Below are 20,004 nucleotides of genomic sequence, written 5' to 3' on the forward strand. Positions count from 1 at the left end.
TCAGGCCTCCGCTCCGCGGCGCAGCTGCTGTCGCAGGTAGAGCACCGAGGCGGCCACCGTGACGACGGTGAGCAGCACCGCCAGCGCGGATCCGACGCCGTAGTCGGAGGCGACGAAGGTCTGCTTGTACATGCTCAGCGCCAACGTTTCGGAATCCCGACCCGGACCACCCTTGGTCATCCCCCAGACGATGTCGAAGGTCTTCAGCGATCCGACCAGGGACAGCCCGACGACCACCGTGGTGAGCGGTGCGAGCAGCGGCCAGGTGATATGGCGGAAGAGCGACCACCCGGTCGCACCGTCCAACCGGGCGGCCTCCAGCGGCTCCTTCGGGATCGACTGCAGGCCGATACCGAAGAGCAACGCGTTCACCCCGGACCCCTGCCAGGCCGCGGCGATGATCATCATCACGGTGTTCAACGGCGTGTCCAGCAGCCAGCGGGTTCCGGCACCGGGGATGTGCAGGAAGCGCAGTGCCTCATCGAGAGCACCACCGGTCTGCAGGATGAAGGTCCAGATCACTCCGACCGCGATCCCGGAGACGGCGTACGGGATCAGGAACGGCAACCGCAGCCAGACACCGCCCCTGAGCCCGTGACTCAGCACGGCGATGAGGAGGCCGAGCGTGACCGGTAGCACCAGGGTGCCGACGACCCAGAGCAGGGTGTTCCGGATGGACACCAGGATCCCCGGGTCGGAGAACATCGTCACGTAATTGTCGAGCCCGACCCATTCGGGGGAACCGAAGCCGTTGAACTCGGTGAAGCTCAACCAGGCCGTCCATACGAAGGGCAGATAGAGCAGCACGATCGTCAACACGATGGCGGGACCGGCGAAGGCGCGAGCCTGCCACTGGTAGCCGAAACCTCTTCTGTCGTTGGTCTCTTTCGTCCGGCTCACGGATTCTCAGCCCAGTATTTGTCTGCGGAATCCTGCAGCTGCTTGAGGTAGGGCATCGGATCTCCCCCTTCGGTGACGAACTTCCCGAACACCTCGGTCTCGGTGGTGTAGATGGGCAGCGGGGTCGCCTCCAGGTAGCGCTTCTGCACTTCGATGTTCTGGGCCCCGTCGTTGATGCGGTCCACCAGCGCCTTCAGCTCGGGGTCGGTGGGTTGCACGTTGGGGTTGAACGAGATGTCTCCCCGTGCGTTGGACCAGGCCTTCTGCGCGTCGTCACCGAACCACCATTGGGAGTACGCGAGCGCGGCCGCCTCGTTCTCGGCGTTGGAACCGGTCAGCATCGGCCCGCTCTCGAGCACGACCTGAGGCCTGGTCACCGCCGGATTCACGTTCGGGGGCAGGAAGATCCCGTAATCGGTGCCGGACTTGGCGCCGATCCCGGTGAGTTGACCGGTGAAGAAGGTGCCGAAGTAGGCCATCGCACACTTCCCTGTGTTCAACAGGGTCTGCGGGTCGGTCTTCTCCCCCGGGTCGACGAAGTACTTCTTGTCGATCATCTCGCCCCATCGGGTGGCCGCCCGGACCACCTCGGGATCGGTGTACTTCGCCTTGCCGGTCTGCAGCTTCTGATAGGTCTCAGGCGATTCACCGATGAGCAGCAACTGGAACCAGACGAACTCGAAGATGGTGTTCATCTGATGGAAGGGGGTCACACCGTTGCGGAGCAGGGTGTCGCAGATGGTCATCAGTTCTGCCCAGGTGGTGGGCGGTTTCAGGTTGTACTGGTCGAAGACCTTCTTGTTGTAGTACATCGCCCAGTAGGCAATGTTCAGCGGTACCCCGTACTGCTCGCCACCGTAGGTGTAGTTGTCGATCAGCCCCTCGGGCACCAGCTTGCTGCCGGTCGCCTGTTGCCACAGGTCGGTCGTCTTCGAGACCAGCTTCTGATCGACCAGCTCCGCGAGCTGCGCCCCGGTGTGCCAGGTGAAGAGATCAGGAACCTTCTTGGTGCGGAAGGACTGCTTGACGAAGGAGTCGTAGGCGGTCGGATCGGAGTACCCGGTGAACGCAAGACTGGTGTTGATGGCGGCGGACGCCTTGTTCATTTCGGTGAAACTGGGTTCCCAGGCAGCCTTGTCGGTGAAGAACTTGATGGTGGTCGGTTGCGATGGCTGCTGCGCCGTGGCGCCGGACCCGCCCTCTGATCGCGAACAGCCGGTGGCCGTCACCGCGACCGCGGCCAGTCCAAGCCCGAGAAGTGTGCGACGGTGCATGGTTTCCTCCTGGATCGGATGGGCCGGGAAGTTCGACACCCCTGGCCCGTGGGTCGGATCATCCGGCGGGGTTCAGCGTGACGCGGATGAACCGAGGTCGGTAGATGGTGACGTCTCGGTAGAGCTCGTCGGGGTTGAAGGAGTTGACGTTGTAGGAGATCAGCAGCGAGTTGCCCGTGCGCAGTTCCGGGTGTTCGTGAGCGTTGTAGGTGAAGATGTTCGGGTTCTGATAGCTACCGCTCGCCCCGGTCTCCGGGGTGCGATAGAGCTCCACCGGACTGGTGAACGGGCCGGTCGGGCTGCAGGAGCGGTAGGCCAGAATGCGGGCCGAAAGCGGTTCGCGGGTGTCCTGGGTGATCAGCAACCAGCCGTCGCCATAAGGCGTGACGCTGTACTCGTTGGCAACGCCGTCGAGCATTCGGGCGGAGTCGCTCTCGTTCCGGCTCCAGCGCGTACCAGTCCAGTACTCCCACGCGGATGCGCGGCTGAGGTCGTTGCCCCGCACCCGGGCCAGATGTTGGTACTTGACCGACCCGAGGTCCTCCACCCCGTAGACGAGCGTCGCACCTGGCTGCCGCTGCAACCATGATCCCCATTGGATCGTCTGGGCCGACGGCACCGCTTCGAGCTCACTCACCTGCCAGGTCCTCGGGTCGATGGTGGCGACCGAGTTCGAGTCCCAGCGGAAGTCGAAGAGGCCGGGGCCGGTCCGGACGAAGTTGAGCACCATCACCTGCAGATTTCCGTTCGGCTGGCGCGTACCCGCTCCGAACCAACTCCAGGCGTCGTGGCTCCCGGGGATCAACGACTGCGGTTGATTGCGGGTTCCTCCGGTGATGGTGCGTAGCGACTGGCCGTCATCCACGACGATCGAGTTGTTGAGGAAGGCGGATTCGTTCGGTGAGAGCGTGCCGTTGTCGACCTGTCCGTAGAGCGTGTCAGAGAACAACCAGGCGACCCGTCCATCACCGAGCGGTACGGAGTAGGTGCTATCGGCACCCACCCATTGGCCCGAGGTGTTCCCCAATGTGTCGAATCGGCCCTGCGGATCGGCCGCCGGAGTCACTGAGGCCTCCAGGTTCTCACCGATGAGCGCGCACTGCCCGGATTTCGAGCCGCGCTCAGGCCCCGCACCCGGCACGGGGGCCGCCACCGCTGCCGGGCTGATGAGGGTCGTCACAGCGAGCGCCAACGAGCCGGCCAGAGTGGTGAGCAGGGTTCGGGTACCAAGCCGTGATCGGTCCATCTTTCACTCCTTCGTGAAATCGTCGGGAACCGTCTCGCGGCCATCCTGACACAAGAATGGTATCGATACCAGGGTTAGCTCTCCGTCGGGGGTGACACTGTGCGCCATAGACTCGTCCCACGGTTTCGGAGGCGAGGCAGATGCGAATCCCACGACTGCGCGGTGAGATCGAACGGCGCCTGCTGGTGAACTATCGGGTGACGCCCGAGGCCATCGCTCCCGTGTTGCCGGCCCCGTTCCGACCACAGTTGCACAACGGGTACGCCGTGGCCGGGATCTGCCTGATCCGGCTCGGTTCGTTGCGCCCGGCCGGGCTGCCTGCGGCGTTCGGGATGCGCAGTGAGAACGCCGCACATCGGATCGCGGTGGAATGGGATGAGGCGGGTGAACCTCGGGCAGGCGTCTGGATTCCACGCAGGGACAGTGATTCCCGGCTGACGGTCGCACTCGGCGGCCGCGCCTTTCCGGGTGCGCATCACCATGCCCGGTTCGAGGTGCACGAGACCGAGGACCGGTTGCGGGTCGCCTTCACCGCCGACGACGGGTCGGCGCGGGTGAGTGTCGACGTGGCGGTCGATGAGGAGTTGCCCGAGTCGTTGTTGTTCACATCGCTGGCGGAGGCCTCGGCCTTCTTCGAACAGGGCGCGGTCGGGTGGTCGGCGACGAGAGACCCGGTACGCCACGACGGCCTTCGACTGCGCACCACCGGCTGGCGGGTGGAGCCGGTCCAGGTCCGGACCCTGCGGTCGACGTTCTTCGAGGACCCAGCCCGATTCCCACCCGGCACCGCGATGCTGGACAACGCGTTGCTGATGCGCCGGGTACCGGTCGACTGGGAATCGCTGACCAGCTTGAGCGCAACCGGTCCGCGGGGTTGAGCCGACGTCCTCGACGGGTGGCCGAATCACCGCCACAAGCAACCCCGGCTCGGCGGGACCGGGGTACGGATCTGAGCGGGGCTCGGTCCAACTTCGCGGTCCAACTCTCACTCCGCGGCTTGTATGCGGTCCGCGGAGTGAGAGTTGAGCCGCAGAGTGGGGAACGCCTGTCCAAGGACGACGGTCGTTTCCGGTGGCCATGCGGAATTTGCCCGGCCCGGGCCGCGGATCTCGATGCTGCCTCGCGGCAGGTGGCTGCTCGGGCTCGCGGCACTCGCACGGGTTCATCTCGACACGCTCGCTGCGCGAGCTACTCGATGAACGTGGGGAACGGCGCCCGCTGCGCGAGCTACTCACCCGACCCACTCTGCTGTAATTGGTTTATGCATCTCAACCCTTACGGTGAGGCACCGGTCCGACTGGCCACGGAACTCGCCAATGACCCACCGCGGACGGCGATCGAGCTGGCCGAACGCTGCCGGGATGCGGACCTGGTCTTCAGCCAACGGGTACGCCGCCGCGACCTGACCGCTGTCACCGATTTCCTCGAGAACTGGTCGGCGATCGTCGATGCCACCACCGAACGCGACCGGGCCGAGTCGCTCAATCTCCTGCTGGCGAAGCATTCCCATCATCCGCGGCTCGACGACCACGCCGACGGCTGGCATCTGCACTACCGACCCGACGATGTCGACTTCGCCGAACTGCTCACCGCCCTGATCAGCGTCGGCACCGCCCTGCATCTGACCGGGCGCGGCATGCACCGGCTGGGTCGGTGCGCGGCGACCGATTGCGAACGGATCTTCGCCGATGTCAGCCGCAACGGCCGGCAGCGCTATTGCTGCACCCGCTGCAACAACCGCGCGGCGGTCCGCCGGCACCGGGACGCGACCCGCAGCAACGGATCAGCCCGATCAGCCTGATCGGACCGCTCAGTTCTTCGAACCGGACAGCGCCGCCCAGCCGGCCATCCCGAAGAACACCACGGCGGACCCCTTGGCGAGCGCACGGGTCCCGTTGCGGCTGCGGATGAAACCGCCGATCGCACCGGCGAGCAGCGACCAGATCCCATCGATGACCAGGCCGCAGGCGGTGAACACCAGACCGAGCACCAGCAGTTGCGGACCGAGCGGGCGGGCCGGATCGGCGAACTGCGGCAGAAAGGCGATGAAGAACAGTGCCACCTTCGGGTTGGTGATCCCGACCAGGAACCCGGACCTCAGCTCGGCACCCAGGCTCGGTGCCACCACGACCTCCTCGGGCGCACCCGGATCACCGTGCCGGGCGCGCAGCGCCTGGATTCCCAACCAGAGCAGGTAGACCACGCCGACCCACTTGATCACCTGGAACAGGGTGACACTCGCCGCGATCACCGCGGCCAGTCCGGCGGCGGTCGCGATCGCATAGAGCAGGGTCGCGGTCTCCACCCCGATCGCGCAGCGCAGCGCCGAGCCCCGACCGTCGCGGGCGCCACGGGCCAGCAGGAAGACCACGTTCGGCCCCGGCAGCAGCGCCAGCAGCACCGCCGCCAGCACGAAGCCCATCAGGTGGGCCTGGTCAGGCATCGCTCCCCCGCACCACCTCGGCGACCCGGGTGACCGCCTCGTCGACCGGGATCTCCTGCTTGTCCCCGGTCCGCCGATCGCGCAGCTCGACCACGCCGTCGGCGAGCCCACGGCCGACGACCAGCGAGGTCGGCATGCCCATGATCTCGGCGTCGGCGAACTTCACCCCCGGGGAGGCCTTGCGGTCATCGAGCAGCACCCGGATCCCCTGCTGGGCAAGGGATTCCGCGATCTCGGTGGCCTTGGCCAGCAGTTCCTCGCCCTTGCCGGTGGCGAGCACCTGCACGTCATAGGGTGCCAGCGCCCGCGGCCAGCTCAGCCCCTTGTCGTCGCAGGTCCCCTCGGCGACGGCGGCGACCGCACGGGAGACACCGATGCCGTAGGAGCCCATGGTCACGGTCGCCTGCTTGCCGTTGGCGTCCAGCACCTTGAGCCCCAGCGCATCGGCATACTTGCGGCCGAGCTGGAAGATGTGACCCATCTCGATCCCGCGGGCCAGCTCCAGCGGCCCCGACCCGTCGGGTGCGGGATCGCCGGCGCGGATCTCGGCCACGTCAATCACCCCGTCGGGGGTGAAGTCGCGGCCGCAGACCAGATCGAAGACGTGCTTGCCGGGCTGGTTCGCCCCGGTCACCCAGCGGGTGCCGGAGACCACCCGCGGGTCGGTCAGGTAGCGCACCCCGGGCTGCTCCGGGTCGTCGCCGACCCCGAGCGCCTGCGGGCCGATGTAACCCTTGACCAGTTCGGGATACCTCGCGAAGTCCTCCTCGGCGAAGGGCTCGACCACGGCCGGTTCGACGGCCGCCTCCAGCCGCTTGCCGTCCACCTCTCGGTCACCGGGCAGGCCGATGGCCAGCGGCGCGCGGGTCCCGTCGGGCTGGCGCAGCATGAACACCACGTTCTTCAGCGTGTCCGCAGGCCCGTAGTCGCGATCCGGGAACAGCTCCCGCGCCACCTGCACCAGGGTCTCGATGGTCGGGGTGTCGGGGGTGTCCTCGACATGCGCGGCCGGCGCGTCGTCGAAGGAGACCGGTTCGGGTGCCGCCACCTTGACCGCCTCGACGTTGGCGGCGTATCCACCCGGTGAGCGGACGAAGGTGTCCTCGCCATTCGCTGCCACGGCAAGGAATTCCTCCGAGGCGGAGCCGCCCATCGCACCCGAGGTGGCCTGCACGATGACGTAGTCGAAACCGAGCCGGTCGAAGACCTTGATGTAGGCGTCGCGGTGCTTCTGGTAGCTGGCCTCGAGACCCTCGTCGTCGATATCGAAGGAGTAGGAGTCCTTCATCACGAACTCACGGCCGCGCAGCAGTCCGGCGCGGGGCCGGGCCTCGTCGCGGTACTTGATCTGTATCTGGTAGAGCGCCAGCGGCAGGTCCTTGTAGGAGGAGTAGAGATCCTTCACCAGCAGGGTGAACATCTCCTCGTGGGTCGGTCCGAGCAGCATGTCGTTGTCCCGGCGATCCTTCAGCCGGAACAGATTGTCGCCGTATTCGGCCCAGCGGTTCGACGCCTCATAGGGCTCGCGCGGCAGCAGGGCCGGGAAGCGGACCTCCTGGGCGCCGATGGCGTTCATCTCCTCGCGGACGATCTGCTCGACCCGCTGCAGCACCATCAGCCCGAGCGGCAGCCAGGAGTAGATGCCCGGTGCCACGCGGCGGATGTAACCGGCCCGGACCAGCCAGCGGTGGCTGGGCACCTCGGCGTCGGCCGGATCCTCCCGCAGGGTCCTCACGAACAGCTCCGACATCCGTGCGACCTGGGTCACGGGCACTCCTCCACCTTGCTGCAGGGATCGGCGTACGCCGAATGCCCCGGGGCTCGAGGCACGAGCGGCAGCCTACCGCCCGGGGACCTCCGGTCCGACCTGAAATACGCCGATGGTGATCTCGTCCGGGTCGGTGACCGACAGGAACGGGAACCCACCCACCGTGGTGACCTCCCCCACCGGATGCCCGGCCGCCTGCAACCGGGCGGCGACATCGGCCAGCGGCTCCTCGGTGCGCAACCCGAGCTGGACCATGATCGGCCCCCGCTCGGGGGTCTGCCCGCGACCCTCGATGGCGATCGCCCCGCTGGCCTCATCGGCGAACATCACCAGCCAGAGGTTCTCCCCGCGGGCGATCGGGCGGAAGCCGAAGAGCTCGAACAGCCCGACCGCGTCGTCGGGATTGCTGCTGTGGTGCAGCGCCAGCACGTCCAGCGCATGGTGCGGGTAGTCCGACCCCTGGTCGTCGGGGTCGCGGAAGCTCTCTGCGACCCAGAGGGTACGCCCGTCCGGTGCGGTCACCGAGATGCCGGGGAAGTCGGTGTCGCTGATCCGTTTCGATGAGAGCCCGGCGACCCGCAGCGCCTGCTCGGCGCCGTCCAGATCAGTGGTCTCCAGGGTGAGTTCGCTGCGTCCGGGCCGCGCGGCCCCCTCGGCGGGGAAGAGTGCGACCATGCCGCCGCGGCCCCAGACGAAAGCCGCCCCGTCGACGTCGCGGCGCACCGTGCGGTGCAGCCCCACCGTCTCCAGGAAGGCGCTCATCCGCTCCACGTCGTGGGTCGGGCGGTACAGACAGACGACGAAGTCTGCGGTCACGATTCCTCCCTGGGGGCCGGTGCCGGTCGTACCCTGTCAGCCTAGCGAGCCGTCCCTCAGTAGAGGACGGTGGCGAACTCCCCCACCTGGTGAAACCCGACCCGGGCGTAGGTCGCGCGGGCCGGTGCGTTGAAGCTGTTCACATACAGCGAGATCGTCGCGGTCTGCTCGCGCGCCAGCCGCACCACCGCGGCCATCGCCGGCGCGGCCAGGCCTCGGCCCCGCAGTTCGGGGCTGAGCCACACGCCCTGCACCTGGGCGACGTCCTGGGCCACCGAACCGATGTCGGACTTGTAGATCACCCGGCCGTCCTCGACGATGCCGAACGCACGGCCCTGCTGGATCAACCGGCGGACATAGTTCAGGTAGGGCCCGCGGTCACCACCGACCAGCGGGGACACCCCGACCTCCTCGGTGTACATCCGCACGGCCGCGTCGAAATAGGCGTCCAGGTGCTCCATCCCGATCCGGATCACCCGCTCATCGGGGGCCACCACCGGCTCGGTGGAGATCGCCAGCATCGGCTGGCTGCGGCGTACCTCCCGCACCGCCGACCAGGATCGGCCCCAGTGTTCGCTGCTCAGTTCCCACAGTCCCAGGGCCTGCTCGGCCGGCCCGACGATCGAACTGCAGCGGCGTACCCCCGAACCGGAGACCACGAAGGCGGCCAGCGCCTCGGCGTCGGCCTCCACCGGAACCAGATTCGATCCGCAGTGGCACATCGCGACCAGCTCGCCGTCGCGGAAGTGACCGAGCACCGGGCAGCCCAGCCGCCAGGCATCGAGCCCGTAGGCCCGCACCCGGGCCGCGACGAAGACGTGGGCGACCGGGTCGCGGCCGAGCAGCCGCCAGGCGTCGTCCAGATCGGCGTCGTCGAGGGTGCGTACCTCGGTCTGCAGCGTGGTCACCGGGGGCTCCTCATCAACTCAGGCGCCGGCGACGCTGACCTCCGGGGAGCCGGACGGCAGGTCGTCGGCCAACCGCATCGCCTCCTCGATCAGGGTTTCCACGATGTCGGCCTCCTTGACGGTCTTGATCACCTCGCCCTTCACGAAGATCTGACCCTTGCCGTTGCCGGAGGCGACGCCCAGGTCGGCCTCGCGGGCCTCACCCGGTCCGTTGACCACACACCCCATCACCGCGACCCGCAGCGGCGCGTCGAGGCCCTCCAGGCCGGCGGTCACCTTCTCGGCGAGGGTGTAAACGTCGACCTGGGCGCGGCCGCAGGACGGGCAGGAGACGATCTCCAGCTTGCGCGGGCGCAGGTTCAGCGATTCCAGGATCTTGGTGCCGACCTTGACCTCCTCGACCGGATCGGCCGACAGCGAGACCCGGATGGTGTCGCCGATGCCCTGGCTGAGCAGCGCACCGAAGGCGGTGGCGGACTTGATCGTGCCCTGGAAGGCGGGGCCGGCCTCGGTGACGCCCAGGTGCAGCGGCCAGTCACCGCGTTCGGCGAGCAGCTGGTACGCGCGGACCATCACCACCGGGTCGTTGTGCTTGACCGAGATCTTGAAGTCGTGGAAGTCGTGCTCCTCGAACAGCGAGGCCTCCCAGACCGCCGATTCGACGAGCGCCTCGGGGGTGGCCTTGCCATACTTGGCGAGCAACCGCTTGTCCAGGGATCCGGCGTTCACCCCGATCCGGATGCTGACCCCGGCGTCCTTGGCGGCCCTGGCGATCTCACCGACCTTGTCGTCGAAGGCCTTGATGTTGCCCGGGTTGACCCGGACCGCGGCACAACCGGCGTCGATCGCGGCGAAGACATACTTCGGCTGGAAGTGGATGTCGGCGATCACCGGGATCTGCGAGTGCTGGGCGATCTGCGGCAGCGCGGCCGCGTCGTCCTGGCTGGGGCAGGCGACCCGGACGATGTCGCAGCCGGCTGCGGTCAGCTGGGCGATCTGCTGCAGGGTGGCGTTCACGTCGGTGGTCTGGGTGGTGGTCATCGACTGCACCGAGATCGGCGCGTCGCCGCCGACCAGCACGTCACCGACCTTGATCTGGCGGGTCTTGCGGCGCGGCGCCAGCACGGGCACGACCTCAGGTGTGGGCAGATCAGTCATGAGATCCATTCTCTCGTCACGGAATCAGAAGAGCTTGAGGGGGTTGAAGATGTCAGCGAGGATCAGCACCGCGCCGGAGAGCGCGATGAAGGCGAAGACGGCGTACGCCACGGGCAGCATCTTGGCGGTGTCCAGGTGCCCGGGGTCGGGCCGGTTGAACAGCTTGGCCGCCCCACGGCGGATCCCCTCGATGATCGCGCCCAGGATGTGGCCGCCGTCCAGTGGCAGCAGCGGGATGAAGTTGAAGATGGCGACGAACAGGTTGACGTTGCCGAGCAGGGCGAAGAAGGTCGCCACCTTGTCACCGGCGGTGAGCTGATCGGTCGCGGAGATCTCGCCGGCCGCGCGGCTGGCGCCGACGATGCTCATCGGGCCGTAGACGTCGCGCGGCTGGCCGGTGACCATGTCCACGGCGGTGTTCCAGACCTTGACCGGGAACTGCGCGAGCACCACCGCGGAGGTCTTGGTCATGTCGACCATCTGGTCGACGACCATCCCGGGGCCGCCGCGGACCATCTGCTGCTGCGGGACGAAGCCGAGGAAACCGGCCTCCACCTTCTTGCTGGGGTCCCAGTCGGACTGGACCCCGTTGATGACCGTGTTCACCGGGGTCAACGGCACCTGCTGACCGGCCCGTTCGACGACGATCGCGGCGGTCTGGTCGCGGTTGTCGCGGATCAGGTCCTGCAGCTGCTGCCAGTCACCGACCTGGATGCCGTTGAACGAGACGATCCGGTCCCCCGCCTGCAGTCCGGCGGCGGCCGCCGGGGTCTGCGGATCCCCGGGCTGGCAGGTCCGCTGGTCGGGCCGGTCGGCGGGGATGATGCACTGGCTGACCGAGCCGACCACCGGCTGCGGCTGGTTGATGCCGTGGATGGCGAACACGCCCCAGAGGATGACGAAGGCCAGGATGAGGTTCATCAGCGGGCCGCCGATCATCACGATCAGCTTCTGCCAGGTCTTCTTCTGGTAGAAGAATCGGCCGTCGTCGGCGGGATCGATGTCGGCCCACTCGGCCTCCCGGCCGGCGTCGATGAGCGAGGCCAGCGGATTGGCCGAGGTGCCGGAGTTGCGTACCTTGCCGGTCTTCTTCTCCGGCGGATACATCCCGATCAGCTTGACGTAACCACCGAGCGGGATGGCCTTGATCCCGTAGCTGGTCTCGCCGCGCTTGAAGGACCACAGCGTCTTGCCGAAACCGACGAAGTATTCGGTGACCTTCACCCCGAAGAGCTTGGCCGGCACCATGTGGCCGACCTCGTGCAGTGCGATGGAGGCCATGATCAGGGCGAAGAAGAGGATCGCCCCGCCGATGTAGATCAGCATGTCCATGCGCGCTCGTTACTCCTCGGGCGTGGTGGTGAGCCGGTCGGCCCGGCCGCGAGCCCATCGGTCGGCCGCGAGCACGTCGGCGACGGTGACCCGGTCCGGGGGGACCAACCTCGATCCTACGTCGCCCGCGGAAACCTCGTCGTCACCATCGGGCGTACCGGTGTGCTCGTCGAGCACCGTCTCGATGGTGTCGACGATGTCGAGAAAGCCGATCCGGCCGGCGCAGAAGGCGTCAACGCAGGCCTCGTTGGCGGCGTTGAAGACCGCCGGCGCGGTCCCGCCGAGGCGGCCGGCGCGCTTGATCAGCTCGATGGCGGGGAAGGCCTGGTGGTCGATCGGCTCGAAGGTCCAGGTCGCGGCCTGTCGCCAGTCGATCGGGTACGCCGCGTCCGCGAGCCGGTCGGGCCAGGTCAGGCCGAGGGCGATCGGCAGCTTCATGTCCGGCGGTGAGCACTGCGCCATCGTCGAGCCGTCGACGAACTCCACCATCGAGTGCACGATCGACTGCGGATGGGCGACCGGTTCGATGTCGTCCAGGTCCACGTCGTAGAGCAGGGCCGCCTCCAGCACCTCGAGTGCCTTGTTCACCAGGGTGGCGGAGTTGATGGTGATCACCCGGCCCATGTTCCAGGTCGGGTGCTGCATCGCCTGCTCGGGCGTGACGGTGCGCATCTGCTCGCGCGTCCAGCCGCGGAACGGGCCGCCGGAGGCGGTGACGATCACCCGGCGCACCTCGGCCCGGCGGCCGGCGCGCAGGCACTGGGCGATCGCGGAATGCTCGGAGTCGACCGCGACGAGCTGGCCGTCGGCGGCCTTGTCGGTGACCAGCCGGCCGCCGATCACCAGCGACTCCTTGTTCGCCAGGGCCAGTGTCGTACCGGCCTCGAGGGTGGCCAGGGTGGCCCCCAGCCCGGCGGATCCGGTGATCCCGTTGAGCACCACATCGGCACCCTCGGCGGCCAGCCGGGTGGCGGCGTCGGGGCCGGCCAGGATCTTGGGCAGCGTGGTGTCACCGGTCGCCCACCCGCGCTGCTTCGCCTCGGCGTACAGGGCAAGTTGCAGGTCCTGCACCGCCTGCGCCTGACCGACCGCGACGACGCGGGGTTGGTGGTCCAGGATCTGCTGGGCGAGCAGCGGGATGTTGCTGCCCCCGGCGGCCAGCCCGGCGATCCGGAACTGCTCGGGGCGCTCGCCGATCACCTCCAGCGCCTGGGTACCGATGGAGCCGGTACTGCCGAGAATGATGACCTCACGCACGCGTGCCAGTGTGTCATGCCCCCCCCCACGTTCCCCGAGCGAGGAGCGCAGCGACCTCCCCCACGTTCCCCGAGCGAGGAGCGCAGCGACGAGTCGAGGGGTGATGAGAGAAAGCTCACCTGGACGCCCGTTCCAGTCATCTCTTCACAAAGCACCGGCGTACTCAGTAGGTTCTTTCCACACCCCGGACACCCCAAGTCTCGGAGACCCCGAGCCGATCAAAGGAGATCCATGCAGATCCGAAACCTTCGGAGGGGCGCACTGGCGTGCGTGGCCGCGGTAGCGATGGTGCTGCCCGCCGTGCCGGCCGCCATGGCTGCCCCGCAAGCCGAACCGCCGTCGACCCCGGTGCCTTTCACCCCGGTCGAGGGCGAGATCAACAGCTACGTGGTCAACGTCAACGGGGCCAACCCGGGCAAGACCAAGCAGGCCGAGAAGGCCGTCGTCGACTCCGGTGGCACCGTGGTGCAGTCCTGGCCGCAGATCGGTGTGGTGATCGCGCACTCCACCAAGTCCGACTTCTTGACCAAGATCCGTTCGACCAAGAAGAACGTGGTCGAGTCCGCCGGTCCGTCGCGGACCGCGCCGGTCGCCGAGGGTACGCCGGGCACCAATGGTTTCCGCTCGAAGGGCGCCTCCGGTTACAAGAAGAAGCCGCAGTTCCCCAACGGTGACGAGCGCGGCACCACCGCTCCGGCGACCACCCAGGATCCGGGTGAGGCGCAGCAGTGGAACAACCAGATGATCAAGTCCGATCAGGCGAACCAGATCACCGACGGTTCGCGCAACGTGCTCGTCGGCGTACTGGACTCCGGTATCGACTACGACCACCCGGATCTGCGCCCGAATGTCGATGTGGGCAGCTCGGTGAGCTGCATCGGCGCCGGTCAGCCGAACACCGGCCGGATCGACAACAAGTACGCCTGGGAGGACACCACCTCCTATCACGGCACCCACGTGGCCGGCACCATCGCCGCCGCCCGCAACGGGCAGGGCATCGTCGGTGTCGCGCCGAACGTGCGGATGGCCTCGGTGAAGGTCGTCAACGACGACGGGTTCATCTTCCCGGAGTACGCGATCTGTGGCTTCGTCTGGGCCGCTGAGAAGAACATGGACGTCACCAACAACTCCTACTTCGTCGATCCGTTCGAGTTCTGGTGTGGCGATCAGGCCAACCAGGCCCCGGCGATGGAAGCCGTCCGCCGCTCCGTGGCGTACGCGACCGGTAAGGGTGTCGTGCACGCGGCCGCCGCTGGCAACTCCAGCTACGACCTGGCGAACAAGACGACCGACGAGAGTTCTCCGAACGACTCGACGCCGATTCCACGGCAGATCAACAGTTCCTGCAAGGACATCCCGACCGAGCTCGACGGGGTGGTCACGGTATCGGCCGTTGATCAGGCCAGGCAGAAGTCCGGCTTCTCCAACTACGGCTATGGCGTGATCGACGTGTCGGCCCCGGGATCGGCGATCCTGTCGACCATGCCGACCGATCATCCGACCGCGCCGAACTACGCCCGGTTGAGCGGCACCTCGATGGCGTCCCCGCACGTCGCCGGTGTGCTGGCACTGATGAAGTCGGCAAACCCGAACGCGACCCCGGCGCAGCTGATCTCGATGCTGCGCGCGCAGGCCCAGGACACCCCGTGCCCGACGACCTACACGGTGGATCCGCGGTACCCGCAGAACCAGACCTGCACCGGGACCGCCGCCTACAACAGCTTCTACGGTGACGGCATCGTGGACGCGCTGAAGGCTGTGCAGTCACGCAACTGATGCAGTTCTGACCCCTGCATGACAACGGGGCCGGTCCGATTCGGACCGGCCCCGTTCGCATGCCATCCCCCGTTCATCGAGCAGGACGCACAGCGACCGGTACCCACGTTCATCGAGTAGGCGGCCATGCGCAGCGAAGCGGAGCAATGGCCGCCGTGTCGAGATGAACCCCCTCGCCCACGCCGGCTGGAGCCAGGAGCGCAGCGACGAGTCGAAACCGAGCCCCAGAAAAAGATCGAAACCCGTGGGTTCAGAGTCGTACACACGTGCTATTGTTACGCATAGCAGATGAGAGGAGGTGACCAACGATGACCACCAACCCACGAGCCGAAGTGTTCGCAGCGATCCGCGCCGAGAGCGACACCATCGCAACCGCCGAAGCCCGCCGGCTGGTCGCGATCGCCGCCGCCTGCGACACCTACTCCGGGTTGAACACCCACACCGACGAGTTGACCGCCCGCGTCCTTCACGGCGAGCAGGTCGTGTTCCCCGGTGCGGACGGTACGCCCGGCATCACCGAGTTCTTCCACCTCGAACTCGCGATGTCACTGGGCTGCTCACCGGAGACCGCGCAGGTCTGGACCGCCGACGTGCTCAACCTCCGCCACCGGCACCCGATCCTGTGGCAAGCCACCCTCGACTGCGACATCCCCGTCTGGGTCGCCCGCGACATCACCCGCGCCGCCCTGCACCTGTCCTTCACCCAGGCCCGCGAATTCGACTCCCTCTGGTCACTCCGGCTGATCAACCTCACCCCGAAACGCGCGGTCGCGACCACCGAAACCCAGGTTGCGCTCATTCTCAACGACGACAAAGAAGCCGAACGCCAGGCCGCGAAGAAGCAGCGCCGCGTCGAGTTCACCCCGAACCGGACCATCGCCGGGATCACCGACCTCTACGCCAACCTCGACGCCGGTGACGCCGCCCAGTTGAACGGGACGCTTGATCGGCTCGCCGACGTGTTGAAGGCCGGTGGCGCCCACGGTTCACGTGACGAACTCCGCGCCGAAGCGCTAGGGCATCTCGCGCATCCCGAGCGTGCGCGGCAGCTACTCCAACCCTCGTTGATCGACGGAGCGATCGTCAGCCCGCGCGGAGACGTCCTCACCCGTGCCGGGGAAGTCGTCACCACCAAAGAGGGACGGTGCCGGCATGGCGCGGAGCTGATCCTGCACATGAACTCCCGCGACCTGGCCAATGGCCGGGGTGGCGAGGGTGCCACCCTCGGACCGGTCACCCTCCAGCACTTGAAAGAGCTGCTGGAGCGCTGCGCCGGCACCGTGAAGGTGCGGCCGGTGATCGACCTGGCCGCCCCAGTCATGGTCAACACCTACCGACCCAGCGACGAGTTGGCGCAACGGGTGAAGCTCCGCGACCGATACGTGATGTTCCCCCGCTCGAATCGCAGCGCATTCGGCCGCGGGATCGACCTCGACCACACCATTCCCGCCCCGGAGGGGCCCACCAGTTCGGACAACCTGGGGCCGTTGAACCGGCCAGCCCACCGCGCCAGAACCCACGCCGGATTCACCCTCGAGCAACCCTCACCCGGTGTGTTCCACTGGAAAACCCCGGCAGGGCAGGAAGCCTGGGTCACCAGCTACGGGACCTGGGACCATCCACCACCCGATCACCTGATCAACGACCCGGCCGCCTCACTCTCCCGAACCGAGCAACTCCTCCGCGACACCCTGATCAACGGGCAGGCCCAGTTGGAGAAGGAACAGGCCGAAGCCGAACAAGCCGCCGACGAAGCCCGCGAACGCGAGCGACTCCGCCGCGCCCGCAAGAACCAACGCCTCCGCGACCTACGCCAGGCTGCCCGCGAACAAGCCGAGGCCGCGAAGCCGAACAAGCCTCGTCGGAAGAAGGCGGAGCAGAGCAATGCCGCGCGGAAGATGGCCGAGCAACCGGCCTCGCCGGAACTGCAGCCTGCCCTGATTCCCGACCAGGGAAGCGAATCCGCCGACCCCGCGCCCTTCTGATCCTGGTCGGGGCATCGTCCTTCGGTCCGAGCATGGTGTGCCATGCCCCAACCGAGCTCCCATGCCCCGACCACAGGAGCGCGGCCCCCCCGTTGGTTGAGCGAGGAGCGCAGCGACGAGTCGAAGGGCGCTCCGCCAACATGGGTTCCTCTCGACACGGTCGCTGCGCGACCTGCTCGATGAACGTGAAAGACATACGCGCTGCGCGACCTACTCGATGAACATGAGGGGACCTACGCGAGGAACGTTGGCGCTTCGCCGGTGAGCCGCTCCGATTCCCACCAGAGTCGCTCTGCCGCGCCGGAGTCGATCGCGTACTCGCGTACGCCACCGTCGGCCATCGACGAATCGGCGCCGGCGACCGCGGCCACCTCGCAATCCTCCAGATAGAGACCGCCGAGCCCGGTCAACGCGGGCGAGGTCGCAGCCCAGACACCGGTCGCCGCGCCCTGGGCCGGTGACTTGAAACCCTCCCCGACCACCGCACCGTTCCGGTCGATCCAGCCGAGTTCGATCTGCTCGGCGGCGGTCAGCTCGCGCTGCAGTTCGGTGATGATCGCGCCCGGGTGCAGGGAGAAGGCGCGCACCCCGGATCCCGCGCCGAGCTCATCCAGCCAGCGCGCGAACAGCACGTTCGCGGTTTTCGACTGCCCATAGGCCAGCCACTTGTCGTAACCCCGCGCGAACTGCAGATCGTCCCAGCGGATGTCGGAAAATTGGTGACCGGCCGAGGAGTACGCCACCACCCGGGCCCCGGCGCCGGCGACCAGCAGTGGCCACAATTCCTGCACCAGCGTCAAATGCCCGAGATGGTTGATCGCGAACTGGCTCTCCCAACCCGGGCCGACGCGACGCTCGGGAGTCGCCATCACCCCGGCCGCACTGATCACGATGTCCAAGCCGGCAAGAGATTCCCGCAGCTCGCGCGCGCTGCGGCGTACGCGCGCCAGGTCGGCCAGATCCAACGGCACCACCTCGATCGCACCCAGATCAGCCAACCGGGCGCGCGCCAGCCCCGGCCGCCGGGCCGGGACCAGGACGCGTACCCCCGCCCGGATCAGCGCCCGGGTCGTCTCCAACCCCAGACCGGAGTAGCCACCGGTGACCAGCGCGGTGCGGTCGGCGCCATCCACTCCGGCCAGCACCTCGTCCGCGGTGGTCGCCGCGCCGAATCCGGACCCGATCGATCGCTGTTCTCTGCTCATGCTCCGCACGCTAGAACCTGGAGTGCACTCCAGTTCAAGGAGCACACTGGGACCATGACCAGCCAGGAATCCGCGACCTTCACCATCGGCGAGGTCGCCGAGCGTACCGGCCTGAGCGTCGACGCACTGCGCTACTACGAGCGCGAACGACTGACCCTCTCCCCCGTCGACCGGACCACCGGGGGCCGACGCAGCTACACCCGCACCGACATCGACTGGCTGCTGATCTGCGCGAAACTGCGCGAATCCGGCATGCCGCTCGCCGAGCTGCGCCGCTTCGCCGAGCTGGTACGCCGCGGCCCGGGCAACGAACGGGATCGGCTCGCACTGCTGGACGCCCACCGGGAGCGCGTCGAGGCGCAGATCACCGCCCTCGAGGAGTGCCGCGCGCTGATCGCCTGGAAGGTCGAGGTCTACACCGACCATCTCGCCGACGGCCGCGCCGAGGGGCTGTGGGATCCGAGGCGCTGATCAGGACCGTACCTGCCGCGTGGCGCGGCGTACGCCCTCGGGATTGCGGATGGTCAGGAAGGAGAGCACGCCACCGGCGGCCAGCAGGCCGGCGCACCAGAGCATCGCCGCCCGATAACCCGCCCCGAACGCGGCCGGATTCTGATAGTCGTCACCGGACAGCCCGACCAGCAACGGCAGCGCCGCCACGGCGAGCAACGACCCGGCCCGGGCGATCGCGTTGTTGATACCCGAGGCGATCCCGGCATTGTGATCCGGCGCGGCGGCCAGCACGGTCGCGGTCAGCGGCGCCACCAGGGTCGCCAGGCCCAGCCCGAAGACGACCAGGGGCAGCGCCACCTCGACCCAGTAGTTCACGCCCGCCCCCACCCGGGACAGCAGCAGCGTGCCGACCGCGCAGAGCAGCGGCCCGACCGTCATCGGCAGCCGCGGCCCGATGTGCGCAGCCAGTGCCCCGCCCCGGCCGGCCAGGAAGATCATCATCACCGTGACCGGCATCGTCGCCAGCCCGGCGGTCAGCGCGTCGAACCCCGAGACCACCTGCAGCTGCAGCACCAGGAAGAACATCACCGCACCGAGCGCGGCATAGGTGAGCAGCGTCATCGCGTTCGCGGCCGAGAACTGCCGTGAACCGAACAACCGCGGTGGCATCATCGGGTGCGGTGAGCGGCGTTCCTGGACCACGAACCCCACCCCGGCAGCCACGCCGACGATCCCCGCGACCAGGGCCACCTGGGGCAGCGTCGTCCACTCGATCAGCGCATAGGTGATCCCGGCCAGGCCGAGGCTGCCGAGCACCGCACCGGCCACATCGAAACCGGCCACCGACTGGGTGTCCCGGGTCTCCGGCACGTGCCGCGCGGCGAACAGGGTGACCGCCGCGATCGGCAGGTTGATCAGGAACACCCCGCGCCAGCTCGCGTACTGCACCAGCCACCCGCCCAGGAACGGCCCGATCGCGGTCGCCACACTGCCCAGCCCGGACCAGGTGCCGATCGCCCGCGCCCGGTCGTCGTGGACGAACGCACCCTGGATCATCGCGAGCGAACCCGGGGTGAGCAGTGCCGCCGCCACCCCCTGCAGCACCCGGGCGGCGATCAGCACCGGTGCGGTCGGCGCGATCCCGCAGGCCAGCGAGGCCACCGCGAATCCGATCACCCCGATCACGAAGATCTTCCGCCGGCCATAGCGATCGCCGAGCGATCCGCCGAGCAGGATCAGCGAGGCGAGGCTGAGCAGGTACCCGTTGGAGATCCACTGCAGATCGGACAATCCGGCGTCCAGATCCTCACCGATGCGGCGCAGCGCGACGTTCACCACGGTGCTGTCCAGCAGCGCCATCCCCGAGCCGAGGGTGGCGGCCGCCAGCACCCATCGACCCTCCGTCGATGCGATCCGGATCCCCGCTTGGTCACTCACCGACCCAGCATGGCACGGCTCCACTAGGGTGCTCAGCAGAACGCCG

General features: G+C 67.9%; 17 protein-coding genes. 5 read left to right on the top strand and 12 right to left on the bottom strand.

Going from position 1 to position 20,004, the window contains the following annotated elements:
• Genes C8D81_RS06755 through C8D81_RS06765 form a run of 3 tightly spaced genes read right to left on the bottom strand, consistent with a single transcriptional unit; the run spans window position 1 to window position 3,366 of the window.
• Window positions 1–900 carry a carbohydrate ABC transporter permease gene (locus C8D81_RS06755; protein ID WP_094459552.1) on the bottom strand — a complete coding sequence of 300 codons (900 nt, stop codon included), beginning with the start codon at window positions 898–900 and terminating at the stop codon, window positions 1–3.
• Complete coding sequence (locus tag C8D81_RS06760) at window positions 897–2,174, bottom strand: ABC transporter substrate-binding protein (RefSeq protein WP_133625752.1); 1,278 nt, start codon at window positions 2,172–2,174, stop codon at window positions 897–899. The genes C8D81_RS06755 and C8D81_RS06760 overlap by 4 nt, the downstream gene beginning before the upstream one ends.
• Before the next feature lie 58 nt (window positions 2,175–2,232).
• Window positions 2,233–3,366 carry a DUF4185 domain-containing protein gene (locus C8D81_RS06765; RefSeq protein WP_229237930.1) on the bottom strand — a complete coding sequence of 378 codons (1,134 nt, stop codon included), beginning with the start codon at window positions 3,364–3,366 and terminating at the stop codon, window positions 2,233–2,235.
• A 194-nt stretch (window positions 3,367–3,560) separates the two neighbouring features.
• On the opposite strand from C8D81_RS06765, the gene C8D81_RS06770 reads away from it, so the two are divergent.
• The gene (locus tag C8D81_RS06770) at window positions 3,561–4,298 is read left to right on the top strand and encodes a DUF2071 domain-containing protein (RefSeq protein WP_208109132.1); all 738 of its coding nucleotides are present in this window, start codon (window positions 3,561–3,563) and stop codon (window positions 4,296–4,298) included.
• Window positions 4,299–4,681: 383 nt separating this feature from the next.
• On the top strand, window positions 4,682–5,221 hold the full coding sequence (locus C8D81_RS06775) for a CGNR zinc finger domain-containing protein (protein WP_094429045.1): 540 nt from the start codon (window positions 4,682–4,684) through the stop codon (window positions 5,219–5,221).
• 9 nt (window positions 5,222–5,230) lie between these two features.
• Here C8D81_RS06775 and C8D81_RS06780 read toward each other — a convergent pair whose 3' ends face one another.
• The 7 genes from C8D81_RS06780 to dxr form a co-directional block, all read right to left on the bottom strand.
• The gene (locus C8D81_RS06780; protein ID WP_133625754.1) at window positions 5,231–5,863 is read right to left on the bottom strand and encodes a LysE family translocator; all 633 of its coding nucleotides are present in this window, start codon (window positions 5,861–5,863) and stop codon (window positions 5,231–5,233) included.
• Window positions 5,856–7,613: a proline--tRNA ligase gene (locus C8D81_RS06785; RefSeq protein WP_094405484.1), complete on the bottom strand. Its 1,758-nt coding sequence runs from the start codon at window positions 7,611–7,613 to the stop codon at window positions 5,856–5,858. The genes C8D81_RS06780 and C8D81_RS06785 overlap by 8 nt, the downstream gene beginning before the upstream one ends.
• Before the next feature lie 90 nt (window positions 7,614–7,703).
• The gene (locus tag C8D81_RS06790) at window positions 7,704–8,447 is read right to left on the bottom strand and encodes a hypothetical protein (protein ID WP_094360715.1); all 744 of its coding nucleotides are present in this window, start codon (window positions 8,445–8,447) and stop codon (window positions 7,704–7,706) included.
• Between the two features lie 56 nt (window positions 8,448–8,503).
• Window positions 8,504–9,346: a GNAT family N-acetyltransferase gene (locus C8D81_RS06795; RefSeq protein WP_094403834.1), complete on the bottom strand. Its 843-nt coding sequence runs from the start codon at window positions 9,344–9,346 to the stop codon at window positions 8,504–8,506.
• Between the two features lie 27 nt (window positions 9,347–9,373).
• Window positions 9,374–10,513, bottom strand: coding sequence for a flavodoxin-dependent (E)-4-hydroxy-3-methylbut-2-enyl-diphosphate synthase (gene ispG, locus C8D81_RS06800; RefSeq protein ID WP_094361162.1), 1,140 nt, complete (start codon window positions 10,511–10,513; stop codon window positions 9,374–9,376).
• A gap of 24 nt (window positions 10,514–10,537) precedes the next feature.
• A complete protein-coding gene (locus C8D81_RS06805) occupies window positions 10,538–11,845 on the bottom strand; it encodes a M50 family metallopeptidase (RefSeq protein ID WP_133625755.1) in 1,308 nt (435 codons plus the stop codon).
• A gap of 9 nt (window positions 11,846–11,854) precedes the next feature.
• Window positions 11,855–13,102: a 1-deoxy-D-xylulose-5-phosphate reductoisomerase gene (dxr, locus tag C8D81_RS06810; RefSeq protein WP_133625756.1), complete on the bottom strand. Its 1,248-nt coding sequence runs from the start codon at window positions 13,100–13,102 to the stop codon at window positions 11,855–11,857.
• A gap of 270 nt (window positions 13,103–13,372) precedes the next feature.
• Between dxr and C8D81_RS06815 the strand changes: the two genes are divergently transcribed.
• Both C8D81_RS06815 and C8D81_RS06820 read left to right on the top strand, forming a co-directional pair.
• Complete coding sequence (locus C8D81_RS06815; protein ID WP_229123893.1) at window positions 13,373–14,878, top strand: S8 family peptidase; 1,506 nt, start codon at window positions 13,373–13,375, stop codon at window positions 14,876–14,878.
• A 308-nt stretch (window positions 14,879–15,186) separates the two neighbouring features.
• Window positions 15,187–16,863: a hypothetical protein gene (locus C8D81_RS06820; protein WP_133625757.1), complete on the top strand. Its 1,677-nt coding sequence runs from the start codon at window positions 15,187–15,189 to the stop codon at window positions 16,861–16,863.
• A gap of 233 nt (window positions 16,864–17,096) precedes the next feature.
• Here C8D81_RS06820 and C8D81_RS06825 read toward each other — a convergent pair whose 3' ends face one another.
• On the bottom strand, window positions 17,097–18,068 hold the full coding sequence (locus tag C8D81_RS06825) for an oxidoreductase (protein ID WP_133625758.1): 972 nt from the start codon (window positions 18,066–18,068) through the stop codon (window positions 17,097–17,099).
• A gap of 54 nt (window positions 18,069–18,122) precedes the next feature.
• On the opposite strand from C8D81_RS06825, the gene C8D81_RS06830 reads away from it, so the two are divergent.
• On the top strand, window positions 18,123–18,539 hold the full coding sequence (locus C8D81_RS06830) for a MerR family transcriptional regulator (protein WP_133625759.1): 417 nt from the start codon (window positions 18,123–18,125) through the stop codon (window positions 18,537–18,539).
• On the opposite strand, the gene C8D81_RS06835 is transcribed toward C8D81_RS06830, so the two are convergent.
• Window positions 18,540–19,958 (bottom strand): MFS transporter, encoded by a 1,419-nt coding sequence (locus C8D81_RS06835; protein WP_094403756.1) that lies wholly within the window; start codon window positions 19,956–19,958, stop codon window positions 18,540–18,542. It lies immediately after the preceding gene.
• Window positions 19,959–20,004 lie beyond the last annotated feature (46 nt).

The organism is Enemella evansiae (genome assembly GCF_004362375.1).
Classification (GTDB): domain Bacteria; phylum Actinomycetota; class Actinomycetes; order Propionibacteriales; family Propionibacteriaceae; genus Enemella; species Enemella evansiae.